The 19343-nt window shown below is 51.9% G+C and carries 18 protein-coding genes; 12 read left to right on the forward strand and 6 right to left on the reverse strand.

The genetic code is table 11. From position 1 onward, the window contains the following. From rho to PJE062_RS15485, 6 genes are all read left to right on the forward strand, one after another. Positions 1–1233, forward strand: a 1233-nt coding sequence (rho, locus tag PJE062_RS15460) for a transcription termination factor Rho (RefSeq protein WP_037037222.1), incomplete at its 5' end; no start/stop codon positions are given. A 118-nt stretch (positions 1234–1351) separates the two neighbouring features. Then, complete coding sequence (locus PJE062_RS15465; RefSeq protein ID WP_008550474.1) at positions 1352–1942, forward strand: GNAT family N-acetyltransferase; 591 nt, start codon at positions 1352–1354, stop codon at positions 1940–1942. Further along, positions 1935–2519 (forward strand): GNAT family N-acetyltransferase, encoded by a 585-nt coding sequence (locus PJE062_RS15470; RefSeq protein WP_157039191.1) that lies wholly within the window; start codon positions 1935–1937, stop codon positions 2517–2519. The genes PJE062_RS15465 and PJE062_RS15470 overlap by 8 nt, the downstream gene beginning before the upstream one ends. After that, the gene (locus PJE062_RS15475; RefSeq protein WP_008550588.1) at positions 2512–3102 is read left to right on the forward strand and encodes a GNAT family N-acetyltransferase; all 591 of its coding nucleotides are present in this window, start codon (positions 2512–2514) and stop codon (positions 3100–3102) included. The genes PJE062_RS15470 and PJE062_RS15475 overlap by 8 nt, the downstream gene beginning before the upstream one ends. After that, positions 3095–3685 carry a GNAT family N-acetyltransferase gene (locus PJE062_RS15480; protein ID WP_008550703.1) on the forward strand — a complete coding sequence of 197 codons (591 nt, stop codon included), beginning with the start codon at positions 3095–3097 and terminating at the stop codon, positions 3683–3685. Before PJE062_RS15475 ends, PJE062_RS15480 begins: the two co-directional genes overlap by 8 nt. After that, on the forward strand, positions 3678–4286 hold the full coding sequence (locus tag PJE062_RS15485; protein ID WP_008550445.1) for a GNAT family N-acetyltransferase: 609 nt from the start codon (positions 3678–3680) through the stop codon (positions 4284–4286). The genes PJE062_RS15480 and PJE062_RS15485 overlap by 8 nt, the downstream gene beginning before the upstream one ends. 114 nt (positions 4287–4400) lie before the next feature. Here the strand turns inward: PJE062_RS15485 and PJE062_RS15490 are convergent, their stop codons facing one another. Further along, positions 4401–6407 carry a thioredoxin domain-containing protein gene (locus tag PJE062_RS15490; protein WP_008550444.1) on the reverse strand — a complete coding sequence of 669 codons (2007 nt, stop codon included), beginning with the start codon at positions 6405–6407 and terminating at the stop codon, positions 4401–4403. A 98-nt stretch (positions 6408–6505) separates the two neighbouring features. Between PJE062_RS15490 and mnmE the strand changes: the two genes are divergently transcribed. The 5 genes from mnmE (at position 6506) to PJE062_RS15515 (ending at position 12538) form a co-directional block, all read left to right on the forward strand. Next, a complete protein-coding gene (gene mnmE, locus PJE062_RS15495) occupies positions 6506–7855 on the forward strand; it encodes a tRNA uridine-5-carboxymethylaminomethyl(34) synthesis GTPase MnmE (protein ID WP_008550470.1) in 1350 nt (449 codons plus the stop codon). Between the two features lie 286 nt (positions 7856–8141). Beyond that, the gene (mnmG, locus tag PJE062_RS15500; protein WP_008550252.1) at positions 8142–10025 is read left to right on the forward strand and encodes a tRNA uridine-5-carboxymethylaminomethyl(34) synthesis enzyme MnmG; all 1884 of its coding nucleotides are present in this window, start codon (positions 8142–8144) and stop codon (positions 10023–10025) included. 1 nt (position 10026) lies between these two features. Continuing rightward, complete coding sequence (gene rsmG / locus PJE062_RS15505; protein WP_247643127.1) at positions 10027–10692, forward strand: 16S rRNA (guanine(527)-N(7))-methyltransferase RsmG; 666 nt, start codon at positions 10027–10029, stop codon at positions 10690–10692. A gap of 11 nt (positions 10693–10703) precedes the next feature. Further along, positions 10704–11531, forward strand: a complete 828-nt coding sequence (locus PJE062_RS15510) for a ParA family protein (RefSeq protein ID WP_008550276.1) — start codon at positions 10704–10706, stop codon at positions 11529–11531. Between the two features lie 107 nt (positions 11532–11638). Further along, positions 11639–12538, forward strand: coding sequence for a ParB/RepB/Spo0J family partition protein (locus tag PJE062_RS15515; RefSeq protein WP_008550316.1), 900 nt, complete (start codon positions 11639–11641; stop codon positions 12536–12538). A 125-nt stretch (positions 12539–12663) separates the two neighbouring features. Here the strand turns inward: PJE062_RS15515 and PJE062_RS15520 are convergent, their stop codons facing one another. The 4 genes from PJE062_RS15520 to leuS all read right to left on the reverse strand — a co-directional run bounded on the left by PJE062_RS15520 (position 12664) and on the right by leuS (position 17356). Next, positions 12664–13020, reverse strand: a complete 357-nt coding sequence (locus PJE062_RS15520) for a hypothetical protein (protein WP_008550217.1) — start codon at positions 13018–13020, stop codon at positions 12664–12666. A 77-nt stretch (positions 13021–13097) separates the two neighbouring features. Beyond that, on the reverse strand, positions 13098–14138 hold the full coding sequence (gene holA / locus PJE062_RS15525) for a DNA polymerase III subunit delta (RefSeq protein WP_008550720.1): 1041 nt from the start codon (positions 14136–14138) through the stop codon (positions 13098–13100). A 7-nt stretch (positions 14139–14145) separates the two neighbouring features. Beyond that, positions 14146–14757, reverse strand: a complete 612-nt coding sequence (lptE, locus tag PJE062_RS15530; protein ID WP_008550682.1) for an LPS assembly lipoprotein LptE — start codon at positions 14755–14757, stop codon at positions 14146–14148. Beyond that, positions 14744–17356, reverse strand: coding sequence for a leucine--tRNA ligase (leuS, locus tag PJE062_RS15535; RefSeq protein ID WP_037037227.1), 2613 nt, complete (start codon positions 17354–17356; stop codon positions 14744–14746). Before leuS ends, lptE begins: the two co-directional genes overlap by 14 nt. A gap of 212 nt (positions 17357–17568) precedes the next feature. Between leuS and PJE062_RS15540 the strand changes: the two genes are divergently transcribed. Continuing rightward, positions 17569–18246 (forward strand): YggS family pyridoxal phosphate-dependent enzyme, encoded by a 678-nt coding sequence (locus tag PJE062_RS15540; RefSeq protein ID WP_008550315.1) that lies wholly within the window; start codon positions 17569–17571, stop codon positions 18244–18246. A 64-nt stretch (positions 18247–18310) separates the two neighbouring features. Here PJE062_RS15540 and PJE062_RS15545 read toward each other — a convergent pair whose 3' ends face one another. After that, positions 18311–19294: a carboxylesterase gene (locus tag PJE062_RS15545; protein ID WP_008550461.1), complete on the reverse strand. Its 984-nt coding sequence runs from the start codon at positions 19292–19294 to the stop codon at positions 18311–18313. Positions 19295–19343: the final 49 nt, after the last annotated feature.

A 19343-nucleotide genomic window follows, 5' to 3' on the forward strand; every position in this document is an offset into this window, starting at 1 on the left:
CAAACCCCAACTGAACTCCTTGCATTCGCTGAGGAGCATGAAGTTGAAAATGCAAGCACCATGCGTAAACAGGAGCTTCTGTTTGCCATTCTTAAAAGACTTGCAGAACAAGATATTGAAATCATCGGCGAAGGTGTCGTAGAGGTCCTCCAAGATGGATTTGGATTCCTCCGTTCACCAGATGCAAACTACTTGCCGGGCCCCGATGATATTTACGTTTCTCCTTCACAGATCCGACGCTTTTCTCTGCGTACCGGTGATACTGTAGAAGGTCAGATCCGTAGTCCTAAAGAAGGTGAGCGTTACTTCGCCCTTCTGAAGGTCAACAAAATCAACTTTGAAGACCCTGAAAAGGCGCGTCACAAAGTTCATTTTGACAACCTCACACCGCTTTACCCTGATGAACGTTTCAATCTTGAGATTGAAAACAACACATCAAAAGATATCTCTGCTCGCATCATTGATCTGGTTGCGCCGCTTGGTAAAGGTCAGCGCGCACTGATTACTGCACCGCCTCGTACCGGTAAGACAGTATTCCTGCAGAATATCGCGAATTCCATCACAACCAATCACCCAGAGTGTTATCTGATCGTTCTTCTGATCGACGAACGCCCGGAAGAGGTGACGGATATGCAGCGCACCGTGAATGGTGAAGTTGTGTCTTCCACCTTTGATGAGCCAGCTTCGCGTCACGTTCAGGTTGCTGAAATGGTGATTGAGAAGGCAAAACGTCTGACTGAACATGGTCGTGATGTTGTTATCCTTCTGGACTCCATTACGCGCCTTGGCCGCGCTTACAACACTGTTGTGCCTTCCTCCGGTAAGGTTCTGACTGGTGGTGTTGATGCAAACGCCTTGCAGCGTCCTAAGCGCTTCTTTGGTGCTGCCCGTAACATTGAAGAGGGTGGCTCTTTGACCATCATCGCAACGGCTCTGATCGATACCGGCAGCCGTATGGATGAGGTTATCTTCGAAGAATTTAAAGGTACTGGTAACTCCGAAATTATCCTGGATCGTAAGATCTCTGATAAGCGCGTGTTCCCAGCCGTTGATATTCAGCGCTCCGGTACTCGTAAGGAAGAACTTCTTGTTCCTGCTGATAAGCTCAAGAAGACTTTCGTTCTGCGTCGTATTCTCAGCCAGATGGGTACTGTTGATGCCGTTGAGTTCCTGCTCGACAAGCTGCGTCAGACCAAGTCCAACGATGATTTCTTCGACTCCATGAACACATAAGTTTATTGGAAACCGAATTTATCGGCCCCGCTCGCCAATTCGGTGAGCGGGGCTTTTTTCGTTTTTAAAGCCGTATTTTTATTGATTGGATTCGATTACGAAATGAGGGGAGGGAATGATGGAAGAGGTGCTGCTAGATAAATGCCCGCGGATTGAGACTGAGAGGCTTGTTCTGCGGAAGTGGGAGGAGCGGGATTTGGATGGGGTGATCCGTATGAATGGGGATCCGAGGGTGATGGAGTTTTTCCCATCGCTGCATTCTCCGGAGGAAGCTCGTCGGTATCTTGAGATTAGTCTTCAACAGCAAGAGAAGCATGGGTTTTGTTTTCCCGTGGTGGAAGATAAAGAGACGGGTGCCTTCCTTGGGTTCTGTGGTCTTAATGTTCCGGGCTACAGTGATCCTCTTCCATGTGAGCCTTGTGTTGAGATTGGTTGGCGTCTTATCCCTGAGGCGTGGGGAAAGGGCATTGCTGTTGAAGCGGCTAGGTTCTGGCTTGGATTCGGGTTCGAAACACTTCAGCTTGATGAAATTGTCGCCATTGTCGTCGTGCAAAATCATAAGTCGCGACGGGTGATGGAGAAGCTTGGCATGATGCATGATCCTGCTGAGGACTTCGACTTTCCCAATGTGCCCGCTGATGATCCCTTGTGCCGACATGCGCTTTATCGGATTTCTGCAGAACAGTTTCTGACGCAAGCCAATGGTTGAGGGTGAGATTGACTGTTGTCCGCGCCTTACAACAGAGCGACTTGTTTTGCGGAAGTGGGAAGCGCGCGATCTGGATGACCTGGCTGAGATGAATGCCGATCCGCGGGTGATGGAGTTTTACCCATCGGTGCTGTCTTATGCTGAGAGTGAGAGCATGCTGGCGCGCTATATAGATGCGCAGCAACGGGATGGGTTTTGCTTTTCGGTTATCTCTGAAAAAGGGAGTGAGCGCTTTCTGGGATATTGCGGGTTGAAGGTTCCCGGGTATCAGGATCATCTCTCATTTGGTCCCTGCGTTGAAATCGGTTGGCGGCTTCTGCACAGTGCGTGGGGAAAAGGGATCGCGACAGAAGCCGCAGGAACGTGGCTTGGATTCGGACTCGAAACTCTTCAGCTCAACGAGATTGTCAGCTTTACTCCCATACAGAACTATCGCTCTGAGAAGGTAATGCAGCGTCTTGGGATGGAGTGCGTTGGAGAGTTTGAACATCCTATGCTTGAGGATGGGCACAGGCTCAAAAGGCAAGTGCTCTACAAAATGACAAGGCAACGGTACTTGGGGCAGGGCCATGATTGAAGACGTCATCGATAAATCTCCGCGCATTGAGACTGAGCGTTTGGTGTTGCGGAAGTGGGAGCCTCGGGATCTGGAGGGGCTCATCGAGATGAACGCAGATCCGAAGGTCATGGAGTTCTTTCCTGCAGTGATGTCCAGGCAGGACAGTGAGCGGATGTTTGAGCGTCTCTTATTCAAGCAGGAGGAGTTTGGCTTTGGCACGCCTGTGGTCGAGGAGAAGGCCACAGGGAGGTTTCTGGGGCTGTGTGGGCTTGGGGTGCCAACCTATCCAGAACCGCTGCCATTCGACCCCTGTGTGGAGATTGGATGGCGTTTGATACCAGATGCATGGGGGAGGGGAGTTGCTCAGGAAGCGGCAAGGATCTGGCTTAGATTCGGATTCGAAACTCTTCGGCTCAATGAAATTGTAAGCTTCACGTCCAGCATCAACTGGCGCTCTGAAAAGGTTATGCAGAGGCTGGGCATGTTGCGGGATGCTTCAGGAGACTTTGATCACCCGCTGATCGAGGACGGGCATCCATTGAAGCCGCATGTTTTGTATCGCATTTCAGAGGATCAGTTTAGAGAGCAGGGTCATGGTTGAGACACTGATAGATAAATGTCCGCGTGTTGAGACTGAGCGCCTTGTTCTTCGCAAATGGCAAATGAGTGATCTGGATGGGCTGATCAAGCTGAACACTGATCCGAGAGTCATGGAGTTCTTTCGTAAAAGGCCTAATGCTGAAGAAAGTGAGAGTGCTTTAAAGCGTGCCCTTCAACGGCAGGAAGAAGATGGGTTTTGTTTTCCGGTTGTTGAGGATAAAGAGACAGGTGTCTTCCTCGGCTACTGCGGTTTAGCCATCCCTGCTTATGGCGGACCGTTGCCATGTGATCCTTGTGTCGAGATTGGTTGGCAGCTGATCCCAGAGACATGGGGGAAGGGGATTGCAGTTGAAGCGGCAAATTTCTGGCTTGGATTTGGATTCGAAACTCTTCAGCTAGATGAAGTTGTGGCTTTCACTGTTGTTCAAAATCACAAGTCACGGCGTGTGATGGAGAAGCTTGGCATGGGTTATGATCCAGCCGAGGATTTTGATTTTCCGGGTGTGCCTGTTGAGCATCCGTTATGCCGACATGTTTTGTATCGGCTTTCAAAGAAGATGTATTTGGAATGTGAAAATGGTTGAGACATTAATTGATAAGTGCCCACGCATTGAGACTGAGCGACTTGTGTTGCGGAAGTGGGAAGAGCGGGATCTGGACGGATTGATCGAGATGAACTCTGATCCACGTGTGATGGAATTTTTCCCGGATGTGATGTCTCGCGATGAGAGTGCCCATATGCATGAGCGGTTGATGGCTAAGCAGGATGAGTTGGGGTTCGCGTGTCCGGTTGTCGAAGACCGAGCATCAGGACGGTTTCTTGGCTTTTGTGGTTTGAACATCCCAACCTATCCAAAGCCGCTTCCGTTTGATCCATGTGTTGAGATGGGCTGGCGACTTATCCCTGATGCATGGGGGAAGGGCGTTGCGCAGGAAGCTGCGAAGATCTGGCTTGGATTCGGGTTCGAAACTCTTGAGACTGATGAGATTGTTGCTTTCACCACTGAGACGAACTGGCGGTCACAAAAGCTGATGCAGCGTCTGGGTATGGAGAGAAACCCAGCTGATGATTTTGATCATCCAATGCTGGAGGAGGGACACCCTCTGCTACGGCATGTGCTTTATCGCTTGAACAAGGATCGTTTTGAAAGCGTATCCAAGAGCTGGGGTGATTGGAAAGCTTAAACAGGCTTCCTGTGAAATCTGTGATGTTTCACGTGAATCACCCATACTTTCAGAAGTCTAAATAGCACGCTGACTCACGTGAAACTGTGAGTCAGCGTTTAACTTATCTGCAGATCAAATCTGATCCTTCACTTGTTCAGGTGTGGTTGTCGGCAGAGAACATCCTTTTTCAGAGCAGATGAAGACGGTCGTTTCATCTGTGTTCCAGGATGAGTTTTCCAACTCTACAGGCTTGGATGATCCTGCTGGGATGACATCCACATAGAGGGCAGGGTCAGCTTGTGAGTACAGGGCCTGCATCATTGGATTCGAGTCCGAACCGGTTCCCAGAACAACAAGTGCTTTCTTGAAGCGGGTACGTGCATCAAGTGCTGTGAGCAGAGATGCAGTACCGAAGATGTTGTTTGGAACATCCGCTGCGAATGCGTTCAAAGTTCCATCGGCAACATCACGGGAAGATGCATCACCTGTCAGGATCCAATGCTCTGAGAAGGCGAGGGCGGCCACTGCATTGTAGTTTGGCGTTGCCTCATCATAGGCGTGATATGGACGGAGGATGAGATCATCAGCATCCTTATCTGTCATGAAGAAGCCGCCATTGGAGTGAGCAAAGCGCTTCTCCAGGATGCTCAGGAATTCTTCGGCCTGTTTCAGATAGCTCTGCTTCTCGGAAGGATTCGGTTCCGATCTGTACAAGGCGAGCGCTGCTCTTGCGGCCCATGCGTAGTCAGAGGCGAAGCCGACTTCCAGTCGCTGGCCTTGTCGCCAGGAGTGGTTGAGCTTTCCATCCACGAACATGTGCTCTGTGATGAAGGCAAAAGCGTCCTTGGCAGAAGTGCGCATAGATTCACGTGAAACAAGAGCACTTGCTTTTACCAGCGCACAGATGAGCATGGCGTTCCAGTCGGCCAGCACCTTGTCGTCTTTGTGAGGTGGAATGCGTGTTGCTCTGTGTTCAAGCAGGATCGATCTGCAGGTTGCCAGAGCTTCCTCTTCAGCTGAGTTGAGCAGAGCAGGGGAGTGGTGTCGGTTGAGGATGACCTTGCCTTCCCAGTTGCCATCGGGTGTGACGTCATAGGTGGTGATGAACAGATCGAAGTGTTCTGCTGGGAGGAGGCCCTTCAGCTCATCATAGCTCCAGACATAGTACTTGCCTTCGACGCCTTCACTGTCTGCATCCATGGAAGAAGCAAAGCCACCTTCAGGCAGCTTCATGTCGCGCTCAAGCCAATCGACCACTTCTTGGATTCGGATGTGAAACAGTTCGTCACTTGTTTCCTGATAGGCCCAGCTCAGGTGCTCGATGAACTGTGCGTTGTCGTAGAGCATCTTTTCAAAATGAGGCACCAGCCAAATAGAGTCGACTGCGTAACGAGCCAGGCCACCTCCCACATGATCGTAGATGCCGCCCTGAGAAATGGCTGCTGTGGTTTTCAAAAACTGATCGCGCATGAAAGTGTTCTTCTGCGCTTTGGAGGTTCTGAAGATGAGCTCCTGAACGGAGGCTTGAGGGAACTTTGGTGCACCCTTCATGCCGCCTTCAACATCGTCCTGCATGTTGAAGAGTTGCTTGCCAGCAGCTGTGATCAGGAAGCTTGAAAGAGGGGAGGCCTCTGATGGTGGTTTGTTGAGAGCCTGACTGATGGCCTGTCGGTTCTCTTCAATGGTGTCCCGGTCAGCGATGAAACTTTGAGAGATGGCAGTCAGAATATCCTTGAATGCAGGAGAGCCGTGTCGTGCTTCTTTCGGGAAATAAGTGCCGCCCCAGAACGGATCACCTTCTGGAGTGAGGAACATGGTCAGCGGCCAACCACCCTGTTGACCAAGCATATGAAGAGCCTGCATATAGATCTGGTCGATGTCAGGGCGTTCTTCGCGGTCTACCTTGATGTTGACGAAATGCTCATTCATGAGAGCGGCTGTTGCTTCATCCTCAAAACTTTCATGAGCCATCACATGGCACCAGTGGCAGGCGGAGTAGCCAACAGACAGCAGAATTGGCTTGTTTGTTTTTTGTGCTTCTTCCAGTGCTTCCTTGCTCCATTCCCACCAGTGGACAGGGTTGTTTTGGTGTTGAAGAAGGTAAGGGCTTGAAGCGTTCGTTAAGCGATTTCTGCTCATAAAGAGGTGATCCTGAGTTCAAGGTATTGCTTGGCGAATAGGGTAGGTTTAACGCAGTCTCTGCGTGATAACATAGCGAATTAAGAACCGGACGTGGAATGAATACACAACAGGAAACCATCTATGCAGTTTCTAGCGGCGCACTTCCTTCAGGTGTTGCTGTTATCCGTTTATCAGGTCCTCAGTCCGGGCCAATCCTGAGAACGCTGATTAAGGGCAAATTCCCTGTTTCACGTGAATCATGCCTTAAGAAATTATGGGACCCTGTAGATGGTTCTGTTCTCGATCATGCGTTGATTTTGTGGTTCGAAGGACCAGGCAGTTTCACCGGTGAGGACACCGTCGAGCTGCATTGCCATGGTGGCCGCGCTGTTGTGGCTGCGGTGCTGCGGGCGCTTTCTACCTTTGAAAAGACACGTCCGGCAGAGCAAGGTGAGTTCACACGCCGGGCATTTCATAACAACAAACTCGACCTGACTGAGGTTGAAGGTCTTGCTGATCTGATTGATGCAGAGACCGATGCACAGCGTCGGCAGGCTCAGCGTCAGATGGACGGAGCACTTGGTGATCTCTATTCGCAGTGGCGCGAAACGCTGATCCGCAGCCGTGCGATGATCGAAGCTGAGCTCGACTTTTCTGATGAAGACGACATCCCAGATTCCGTTGCCGATGAAATCTGGGTGGAGCTGGCGAAGCTCCGGGACCAGATTATCGCCCACCTTTCCGATGCACGAAGAGGGGAGCGTTTGCGTTCTGGTCTGCAGGTTGTTCTGCTTGGACCACCTAATGCGGGCAAGTCCAGTTTGATGAACAAACTGGCTCAGCGTGATGTGGCGATCGTTACACCTGAGGCAGGCACCACTCGTGATGTGCTGGAGGTGCATCTGGATCTGGGTGGTTATCCGGTCACGCTGATTGATACCGCGGGCATTCGTGAGAGTGCTGGCATGATCGAGAAAGAGGGTATTCGCCGTGCTCTCGTCCATGCTGAAAAGGCTGATCTCATTCTCTGGACCCATGCTCCGAATGTGGAAGCAGAGGAGTTGCCGGAGAGCTTGCTGCAGAGTGGTGCGGAGATCTGGCGTCTAAATACGAAGAGCGATTTGGGCCCGATTGCTGATCATGACTCCTTCGAAACGACAGAAGAGATCAACGTCTCTGTTCGTGAAGAGGGTGGCATGAACACACTGCTATCAAGCCTCGAGTCGTTTGCGGAACGAAATATCGGGCTGATCGAAAACCCGCTCATCACCCGTGAACGTCATCGTTCTCATCTCACCCAGTGCGTGGAAGATCTAGATCGCGGCATTCAGGCAGAAGGTTTTCCGATTGAGTTGAGGGGAGAAGACCTGCGCCGAGCGGCAGATCAGCTGGGTCGTATCACAGGTCGAATCGACGTTGAGGACTTGCTGGATGTCATCTTCCGCGACTTCTGCGTAGGTAAATAAAAGATGTAGAATGCCCATGTTTCACGTGAAACATTTATTGGGAATCGTGAGTCAGTGGGGAAAAATACGTGAGTCCCGTGGATAACTAATGCTGCGGCATTGGCGACTCACTGCGCTGTTTTCTTTGACCCAGCGCGTGACCTGTTGTATCAAGTCTCCAAGAAAATAGGTAGTTGCCCTTCTAATTCCCCCAAGTTTTATCTGCGGCCTTCATATGGTCCAGAGGCTCACAGAGAGTGTGGCTTGTGCTTTCTCTGTATTTGGATGGGCGAAATGCAGGACCGAAATGTCTGATAATTTTGATCTTGAGTTTGACGTTGTCGTAATTGGCGGCGGCCATGCAGGCTGTGAAGCTGCAGCCGCGGCTGCGCGCATGGGTGCTCATACCGCGCTCATTACGCATCGCTTCGACACCATTGGTGTGATGTCTTGTAACCCGGCCATCGGTGGTTTGGGGAAGGGGCATCTGGTGCGTGAGATCGATGCGCTGGACGGGCTGATGGGCCGCGTTGCTGATGCCTCCGGTATTCAGTTCCGCATGCTCAACCGTCGTAAAGGTCCAGCTGTGCAGGGGCCGCGTTCTCAGGCAGACCGCAAGCTCTACCGTGAAGCGATGCAGGCTGAGATCAAGGCGATTGCAAATCTGGAAGTGGTTGAAGGTGAGGCTGATAAGCTGATCCGTGAGGGCGACATCCTGAAGGGTATTGTGCTTGGTGACGGGCGTCAGGTTTCAGCGAAGGCCGTTGTTATCACGACTGGCACGTTCCTGCGTGGGCTGATCCATATTGGTGACAAGCAGATTCCGGCAGGTCGTGATGGGGAAGCTCCTGCGCTTGGACTGTCAGTATCTCTGGAAGAAATCGGTCTGCGTCTTGGACGTTTGAAGACAGGTACTCCGGCTCGTCTGGATGGCCGTACGATCAACTGGGATATCCTTCAGCAACAGCCAGGTGATGAAGAACCTATTCCATTCTCCACGCTGACTGATGAAATCCAGATCCGTCAGGTGCCGTGCTACATCACGCGGACCACACCTGAGACGCACAAGATCATCCGCGACAACATCAAGCGCTCAGCGATGTATTCCGGTGAGATCAAGGGCAGGGGCCCTCGGTATTGTCCATCCATCGAAGATAAGATCGTTCGCTTTGGTGATCGTGATGGCCATCAGGTCTTCCTTGAGCCGGAAGGGCTGGGTGATCCGACGGTCTATCCGAACGGGATTTCGACCTCTCTGCCGGAAGATGTGCAGATCGAATTCCTGCGGACCATTCCGGGTCTGGAGAAGGTTGAGTACTTCAAACCAGCTTATGCGATTGAGTATGACCACATTGATCCGACTGAACTGACCAACACGCTTGAGGTGAAGAAGCAGAAGGGCCTTTACCTCGCGGGTCAGATCAACGGCACAACGGGTTATGAAGAGGCTGGAGCACAAGGTCTGCTTGCTGGTCTTAACGCTGCCAGAACCGCTCAGGACGGGGCTCCTGTGACTGTTGGACGTGCTGACGGGTACATTGGTGTGATGGTGGATGATCTCATCACACGGGGCGTTTCTGAGCCGTATCGCATGTTCACATCCCGCGCGGAGTATCGTCTCACACTACGTGCAGACAATGCTGACCAGCGCCTCACGCCGCTTGGTATTGAGTGGGGATGTATTGGCGATACGCGTCGAGTCGCTTTCGAAACGAAGATGGAAAAACTGCGGAAAACAAAGGATTTGATGCAGTCCGTCAAAATTACACCCAATGAGGGTCGTAAGAAGGGGTTGCCGATAAATCAGGATGGCGTGAAGCGTTCTGCCTTTGATTTGCTGGCGTATCCAAACATCACTCTCAAAGACCTTATGGGCATCTTTGATGAGCTGAAGGATCTTGATCTCAAGGTTGCCGAGCAGGTTTCCATTGACGCGATGTACGCGGTTTATCTGGAGCGGCAGGCAGCTGATATTGAGGCTCTGAAACGGGACGAAGACCTGGTTATTCCTGAATGGATTGACTATGCGGCTTTGACCGGACTTTCCAACGAAGTACGCCAGAAGCTTGAAGCTGTGCGTCCTTCAACCATCGGGCAGGCTTCGCGCATGGACGGGATTACTCCTGCTGCGCTAACTTTGCTGCTTGCGTATATTCGCCGCTCAGGCAAAAACATTGCTGGTGCTGTTTAGTATGTCATTCGAAAAAAGGGCTGATTACAGCCAGATTACACCTGTCATGCGTATGTATGAGGATGTTTCACGTGAAACGTTTGAGCGTCTAAGTATCTATGTAGACCTTGTTCGTAAGTGGCAGCCAGCACAGAATCTGATCGCGCCTTCCACCATGAACGACATCTGGATGCGTCATGTGGCCGATTCTATTCAGATTCAGCGTAGTTTGCCGGATGCGCGCTCCTGGATTGATTTCGGAAGTGGTGCAGGTTTCCCAGGTCTTGTGACAGCCATGCTGCTGAAGCAAGAAGGGGACGATGGCATCGTGCATATGGTTGAGAGCAACCAGCGCAAAGCTGCGTTCCTTCGCACTGTAGCGCGCGAAGCAGGCTGTAACGTCAAAGTTCATGCGGGTAGAATCGAAGCCGTTACGAAAGGCTGGGAAGCTCCAATTGAGGGTGTTTCAGCTCGTGCATTGGCTTCTTTGCAGGTTCTTTGCGGGTTTTCTTCGCAATTTGTGCAGCGTGGAGCGACGGCTGTTTTCCACAAAGGCCAAGATTTTCGCCGCGAAATTGAAGAAGCATCTGCCGACTGGTCAATTGATCTGGTAGAAAAAGTAAGTCTAGTAGATCCGCTAAGTCGCGTTTTGGTCCTTACGAAAATTGACCCGAAAACCGCTAACTAGGGTGCTGTCGGATGAGCTTACTGCCGCAATCTCCTCGCGTCTTGACTATCGCTAACCAGAAGGGTGGCGTAGGCAAAACGACAACAGCCATTAATCTTGGCACCGCACTTGCCGCTATTGGCGAGCGTGTCCTGATTATTGACCTTGATCCGCAGGGCAATGCCTCGACTGGTCTTGGTATTGATCGTGTCGATCGCGAGTATTCCACCTATGATGTTTTGAGCGGAGATTCTACGCTTGAGCAGACTGTTCTTGAAACGGCTGTTCCGCGCTTATGGATCGCTCCATCAACGATGGATTTGCTTGGGGTAGAGCTGGAGATTTCATCCGCACCTGATCGTACATTCCGTCTTCGCAACGCGATTTCTGGTATGGCACAGGCTGCTGAAATGGGTAGAGCGCAGGGTTATTCCTACGTGTTGGTGGACTGTCCACCATCTCTAAACCTGTTAACTATCAATGCCTTGGCCGCATCTCACAGCATTTTGGTGCCGTTGCAGTGCGAGTTCTTTGCTCTGGAAGGTCTCAGCCAGCTGCTGAGCACCGTTGAGCAGGTGAAGCAGTCGCTGAATCCAGAGCTGAGCATCCACGGTATTGTGCTGACCATGTATGACAGCCGTAACAACCTCTCCAGTCAGGTTGTGCAGGACGTGCGTGAAACCATGGGTGATGCGGTTTATGAAACTGTGATCCCACGGAACGTTCGCGTTTCTGAGGCTCCATCTTATGGTAAGCCAGCTTTGCTTTATGATTTGAAGTGTTCCGGTTCGCAGGCTTATTTACGACTCGCTTCCGAAATTATTCAGCGTGAGCGTGACATGCGGATGGCGGCTGCCTGATCTGGCTGTCGCTTCTTAAAGACAAGAATTTTGTTATTTGACCCGCAACCGTGCGGGAAGGGGCTGCCGACTCCGACGCTCCAAGAATGTGAATAGGTGGAATTAAAATGGCGAAAACTGAGGAAGCAGGGCGAACCAATAAGCGACTAGGGCGCGGCCTTGCAACGCTGTTGGGTGACGTAAACTCAGAGCCAGTTGTCTCCACACCAGAACGTAACCGTGATGTGCGCAAGGTGCCGATTGAGTACCTGCAGCCAAACCCACGTAACCCTCGGAAATCATTTGTAGAAGATGATCTCAATAACCTGACCGAATCCGTTCGTGAGAAGGGGATTGTGCAGCCAATTCTGGTGCGTCCTCGTCCGAACAAGCCGGGTCATTTTGAGATTATTGCTGGTGAACGTCGTTGGCGTGCTGCACAGAAAGCTGGTCTCCATGAGGCACCTGTTGTTATCCGTGAGGTGACTGATCAGGAAGCGCTTGAGCTCGCGATCATCGAAAACGTGCAGCGTGCGGACCTGAACCCGATCGAAGAAGCATTGGGTTATGATCAGCTGATCGAAGAGTTCTCTTACAGTCAGGTTGAGCTCTCCAAGGTGATCGGCAAGAGCCGTAGCCATGTGGCGAACACTCTGCGCCTGCTGAAGCTGCCAAACTCCGTGAAGGATTATCTGGCGGAAGGCCTTCTCACCGCTGGTCATGCGCGTGCGCTGATCACAGCGGAAGATCCAGCTGCTTTGGCTGAGCTCATCGTTGAGAAGGGTCTTACCGTTCGTGATGCAGAACGTCTAGCTCAAAACCCGGATCTGTTCCAGAAAAAGGAAGCTGCTCCAAAGCCTGAAAAGGATGCGGATACACGGGCTCTGGAGAAGCGCCTGACGGACGGTTTGGGTCTTAAGGTGGCTATCGCTCACAAGACCGAAAAGGGCACTGGTGAGCTTAAGATCAAGTACAAGAATGTTGAGCAGCTCGACGAAGTCTGTCGCTTGCTGGGCATCCAAAACTAACTGATCTTATTTCCAGAATTAACAAAAGGCCGCGTCTCTTAACTGAGGCGCGGCCTTTTTAGATTCGGATCTGAAACTGAATTAGATTCGGAAGAGAAACAAACCACAAGCAGCTGGAACCTGCCTTAGGCTGACAGCAGTTTCTGGATGCGTGCGTTGACTTCTGCTCTCTTCTTTTCTGCCATTGTTCGACGGCCGAACATCAAAGTGAGGCAGATGAAGTACCAGCGGAATACCCAATAGGCGAGGATGAGGAGACCTGGGAGGCCGATAACGAGGTTCACGACAGAACCTGCAGCCGGAAAGTTCTCCATCATATAGCCAAGCAAAAGCCCGAGGCTGAGCAGTGGTGGGAAGATCCAGACCCAGAGAGAGGCAGCTCCAAAGAGGGAAAGCTGAGGGCGGAGAAGAGCGAAATTAATCGCCCAGAGTTCATGTTGGGTGAACTTCAAGGCAACCCATAAGACATATGATTTGAGCATGACGTTTTAGCCTGCGATTTCGCTTGTGCGAATATTGTTGTTCTTGAGAGGAAGGTGATAGGCCACCTTCCTGATGTTTAGCGGCGACGGTTTGAGGCCTTTGCAACCTGAGCAATTGCCAGCAGCGTGTGTGAGACAATTGCGGTTGAGAGGTTGGCATTAAAGCGTGCTTCTTTGACCGCGTCATTGAGACGGATCAGCGCGCGTTCAAGGAAATCCTCATTCCAGATCTCGACCTGCCGGACAATCTTTGAGCGGCGCTTCCAGAAGATTGGTGGGCGGATACCACCGATAACATCTTCTACAGCAATGCGTTGATTGGCTTTTAAGCGGCACAGGTGCAGCATTTGGAAGTGTCTGAGAGCTTGAGAGGCAATGACGCCTACGTCCGTCCCTGAGGCTGACAAGCGCTCCAGACCATGGTCCAGCGTGACAGTATCACCCAGGGCTGCCGCGTCGATCAGCTCATCCATAGCGAAGGCGGAGGCATCGCCGATGATCTCTTCGACATGGTGGACCTCAATGCGATTGTCATTCATCGCGTAGAGGCAAAGCTTTTTGAGTTCACCACGGCTGGCAATGCGGTCTGCACCCAGCAGGGTGTGAAGCGCCATACGGGCTTCTTTACTGATCTGCAGGCCTGCTGACTGGGTTTCTTCATCAACCAGACGATCTACATCGCGCGCAGTGTCTGCGAAGCAAGGGATCGCTACAGCGGTTTTGCTGGCTTCGATCTTCTTGCGCAGGCCTGAGGTCTTTTTCAGGTCTCCGGCTTCGATGACAATGAAGGCCGTAAAGTCGTTGTTTTTCAGAAGAGGTTCGACTGCAGGAAGCACGCTCTTGGTGCCGTTTTCACGCACCCAGATTGTTCGACGGCCACCAAAAAGAGGAATGGTAAGGGCTTCGTCGACAAGTCGGCTGGGATCTGCAGCGATGTCAGCAGCGTCTAGTTTGACTTGTGAGAATGGATCATCATTCTCAGCTGCTGCTTTTGAGATGAGGGCTTGTGCCCGCTCGTTCACCAACCCGGTGTCTGGTCCATAAACAAGGATGAGGTTTACAGAGTCTGGCGGGTTGGCGATGTACCGGTCAATTTCAGCAGCTTTGAGGGCTACCATAGTGGTCCTATTCTACAGGCTCTACAGGATTTGTTGCGAAGAAGCTTGCGATGCGGGTGTTGATGTCTGCAGCGACAACCTTGGCAGCGCGGTCTTCAGCGTCTCTTTCTGCTCTCAGGTTTGCAAAGCGCTGACTGGAGAAGTCAAAGGATGCAGAGGCAAAAGAGCGGCCAGTGTAGAGCGTGCGATCACTCTGAATGTCAGAGAGAACGAAGCTGGTATTGATGGTGATGTTGTATGCGGTTGGCACGTCAGCCAGCTGCTCAACACCCACTTCAGCACGGCGTCTGTCTGTCAGGATCTCCAAGCGGTACTTCGGAGGCAATGCGTCGCCACCGCGGGTGAATGCGAAAATCAGCTGATTACGCAGAACCTGGTTGATGCGCTTGATGGACCCTGAATCTCCATAGGAAGGAAAGTTCAGAGAAACTGCCGCCATTTGTGCCTGGACGGTCTGGGTCTGCTCTGAGCCGTCACCGGTCAGTGTTGGGCTAACACCGTAGAGCGGGTGGAACTGGCAGCCAGAAAGGAGAAGGGCGCCTGCAACAATTGTTGCCCCGCCGAGTAGAACCCGGCGGGAAGGGCGACCTGATTTAGCAGGGCGATCAAACAACGACATTTACAATCCTCTGAGGTACCACGATGATTTTACGTGGGGCCTTGCCATCCAGAGCCTTCTGAACAGCCTCATGAGCCAGAGTAGCTTCTTCTACCTGCTCTTTGGAAGAGTCTCTTGCTACAGAAAGCTCACCTTTTTTCTTGCCGTTGATTTGAATCGGAAGCGTAATGGTGTTTTCTACCAGCAGATCTTCTTCCAGAACTGGCCAGTTTGATGTGGATACCAGTCCTTCGTTGCCGAGCATGGACCAGCATTCCTCAGAAAGGTGAGGTGTGATTGGTTCCATGAGCTGCAGAATGAAGCCAGCTGCTTCGCGCAGAGCAAAAGCCATGTCCGGCTTGGACAGGTCTGCCTGAAGCGCTTTGCTGATGGCGTTGGTGAACTCATAAAGACGAGCAACAGCGCGGTTGAAGCCGAGGCCATCAAAGTCCTTGGTGATCGCCGCCAGAGTTTTATGAGAGACACGGCGCAGAGCAGTTGCTTCGTCGCTGAACTCAGCAGGACGGGCAGTGTTTGCGTCAGTCTTCTCAGCAACTTCACCGATGATACGCCATACGCGCTGTACGTGACGCCATGCGCCGATTACGCCATCTTCAGTCCAGATGATGTCACGCTCTGGCGGGCTATCGGAGAGCACGAAGAGACGTGCGGTGTCAGCGCCGTAGGTGTCGATGATGTCGGTTGGGTCAACAACGTTCTTCTTCGACTTGGACATCTTCTCGATGGAACCGATGGTGACTGGAGCGCCGGTTTCTGCATGAACCGCTTTTCTGTCGCCTTCGGTGCTGATGATGTTGATCTCAGCTGGAGTGACCCATTTGCCATCTGCGTCTTTATAGGTCTCGTGGTTCACCATGCCCTGTGTGAAGAGGCCTTTGAATGGCTCTTTCACGTCCAGATGCTTGGTGATCTGCATGGCACGAGCAAAGAAGCGGGAGTAGAGCAGGTGCAGGATCGCGTGCTCAATGCCGCCGATGTACTGATCAACTGGCAGCCATTCGGAAGCGACCTTTGGATCGGTTGGGTTGCTGTTCTTAGGATCGGTGAAGCGTGCGAAGTACCAGGAGGAATCCACGAAGGTGTCCATGGTATCGGTTTCACGCTGAGCGTCCTTGCCACAGCATGGGCATTTCACATCACGCCATGTTGGGTGACGATCCAGCGGGTTGCCCGGACGATCGAATGTGACGTCTTCCGGCAGAACGATTGGCAGGCTTTCTTTTGGCGCAGGCTGAACACCACAGTCATCACAGTGGATGACAGGGATCGGACAACCCCAGTAACGCTGACGGGAAATACCCCAGTCGCGCAGACGGTAGTTGGTCTCGCGGTGAGCCTGTTGCTTGCCTTTAACTTCCTGTGCTTCCAGCTTGTCAGAAACAGCGTTCTTCGCATCTTCGATGGACATGCCGTTCATGAAGTCGGAGTTAAAGATGGAACCTTCACCGGTGTAAGCTTCGGTGCCAACTTCGAAAGTTGCTGCATCTTCGCCTGCTGGCAGCACAACTGCTTTCACTGGCAGCTTGTACTTGTGAGCGAAGTCCAGATCGCGCTGGTCGTGTGCAGGACATGCGAAGATCGCGCCTGTGCCGTAGTCCATCAGGATGAAGTTTGCCACGTAAACTGGCAGCTCCCAAGACGGATCCAGTGGGTGCTTTACGCGCAGGCCAGTGTCGAAGCCAAGCTTTTCTGCGGTTTCAATTGCTTCAGCTGTGGTACCGATACGGCGACATTCAGCAATGAACTCCTGCAGTTCTGCGTTGTTTTCAGCGAGCTTCTGCGTGATTGGGTGATCTGGAGATAGGCCCATGAAGGATGCGCCGTACAGCGTATCTGGACGGGTGGTGAAGATCTCCAGAGTTTCGTCGCCGGTTGGAGCGGTTTCGGTGAACTCGAAGTTGACCTTCAGACCAACAGATTTGCCGATCCAGTTCTTCTGCATGAGACGAACTTTTTCAGGCCATTCGGTCAGCGTATCGATTGCTTCCAACAGTTCTTCGGAATGATCAGAGATCTTGAAGAACCACTGGGTCAGGTCTTTCTGTTCAACAACTGCGCCAGAGCGCCAGCCTTTGCCGTCGATCACCTGTTCGTTTGCCAGAACGGTCATATCGACCGGATCCCAGTTTACCTTTGCGTTTTTGCGGTAAACCAAGCCAGCTTCCAGGAAGTCCAGGAACAGTGCCTGCTGCTGTGCGTAGTAACTTTCATCGCAGGTTGCGAACTCGCGGCTCCAGTCAAAAGACAGGCCGATTGTCTTCAGCTGACCGCGCATTGCTGCGATGTTGTCGTAAGTCCAGCCCTTTGGGTGCACCTTCTTTTCAGCCGCTGCGTTTTCCGCAGGCATACCGAATGCATCCCAGCCCATTGGGTGCAGAACGTTGAAGCCGCGTGCGCGTTTGAAACGTGCAACCACGTCACCCATGGAATAGTTGCGGACGTGCCCCATGTGTAGACGACCGGATGGGTAAGGGAACATCTCTAGTACGTAGTACTTCTCGCGCGGATCATCGTTGTCCGTCTCGAAGATCTTCTTTTCGTCCCATACTTTTTGCCAGCGCGCTTCCGTAGCGCGTGCATTATACCTATCCGTAGCCATTTATTCCGCCGTGTGTTTGATTTTTGCCTTGAACAAGCAAATTAGGTTTGCTCGGACTGTCACCAGAAATTGCCAGTTTGGTCAAGCGGTAGACAGAGGAAAAACCGAGAAGATTTGTCAGAAATTTCTCAATGAAGTGCAACTACTCTTGCTTTTGGACCTTAGGGAGCGCATTTCATGTCTCGAATATGGATTTTTCGCTGGAGTTAGGAATGAGCGACGCTGCTGCACTTCGCCTTAAAGAAGTCAAGGAAAACATCGGGAAAGCAGAGAAGGATGCTGAGCGTCCGAATGGTTCTGTTACTTTGATTGCAGTTTCAAAAACCTTTGAAGCTTCAGCGATTAAGCCGGTTCTGGAAGCTGGACAGCGTGTGTTTGGTGAAAACCGTGTGCAGGAAGCAATGGGCAAATGGCCGGGGCTTCGTGAAGAGTTTGAAGGTGTTGAGCTGCATCTGATTGGCCCGCTGCAATCCAACAAGGCCAAAGAAGCTATCCAGACGTTTGACGTTATCCATACTGTGGATCGCGATAAAATCGCTAAAGCGCTGAAAGCTGAGATGGATAAGCAAGGTAAGACGCCAAAGCTGTTCATTCAGGTTAATACCGGGGAAGAAGAGCAGAAGGCTGGCATTCCTCCAAAGGAAGCGGATGCGTTTATCGCGAAATGCCGTGATGAGTATGGGCTGGAGATTGAAGGCCTGATGTGCATTCCACCTGTTGATGAAGCGCCAGGTATGCATTTCGCGTTGCTTGAGAAAATCGCAAAGCGAAACGGCCTTGAGAAGCTCTCTATGGGCATGTCCTCGGATTATCCAATCGCCGTGCAGCATGGCGCAACGCATGTGCGTGTTGGCTCCGCCGTGTTTGGTGCGCGCGACTATTCGCAGTAAGTTTTTCTGAGAGTTTTGAGTTTTGGAACGGGCGAGGGATTTCTCGCCCGTTTTGCTTTTGGGCTTAGAGCAGTTGGTCGCTCAGCCACTGGACTGTGGTGGAGACCACGAGGTCGTTGTTCTGCGGGCTGATGATATCGCCTGCGATGACGTGGTTGTTGTCATCCCCTGAGCTTTCAATGAGCAGACGCTGTTTTGGGGCGCCCCATTTGTCATAGGCGACATTGGTTAGCGCTGCGTCGATGGTCTCGTCTTTCTCGCTGTAGATGAACAGAGCAGGGACGCTGGCCTTTGCTGGGTCTTGCTCCTGCAGAACAGAGATCGCGGTTGCCATTGGCAGCAGGGCTACGCTTGGATAGCTGATGGTCCAGCCCATCTGCTCTTCCTTGGAAGGGGCTTTGGAGGATGAACGGGTTTTGCCAATGATCAGAGGTACATAGTGCCGCGCATATGGCATATCGAGCAGGAAGCCGCCTGCAGCTTTGACGCCGAAGTTTGGTGAGACGAACACCATTGCGGCGATGTCTTCTTTCAGCGGATGGTCTTGCATAGCCAGCCATGCTGCCAGTGAGCCGCCTGTTGAGGTGGACATGATGATTGTCTTTTCGCCAATGCGGCGTCCAATCTCAATGGCCTCTGCCAGATCATTGATCCAGTCGTTCAATGTGGCTTCTGCCATTGCATCGCCGGAACGTCCGTGACCAGTCAGGCGGGTGTAGAAGAGATTGGCACCCATCTCGTTAGCAACACGATCCGGAACTGGGCGGATCTCGTGTTTGCTGGCGGAAAAGCCATGGATGTAAATGATTGAAAGCGGCGTTTTGCTGTTCTTCTCGCCATTGAACCAGATTATTTCTTTGGCGGTGTCAGCGCGGATATCCTGAAATTTGGCTTCGTTGTCTGACAGATACAGTTCGAGATCGTCACCCATAATTTCGGGCTTGAAGGTGATCTCTGTATCGCGTGGTTCTCTTGGGCCTACCATGAAGGCAATTGTGCCACCTACGAGCAAAATCAGCACTACAAAAATAAAATAACGAAATAGCATATGGGGTGCCTTTGTTCCTTAATGGCACCAGCATATTCCAGCTTGGGTT

It is taken from the genome of Pseudovibrio sp. JE062 (genome assembly GCF_000156235.1).
Taxonomy (GTDB): Bacteria; Pseudomonadota; Alphaproteobacteria; order Rhizobiales; family Stappiaceae; genus Pseudovibrio.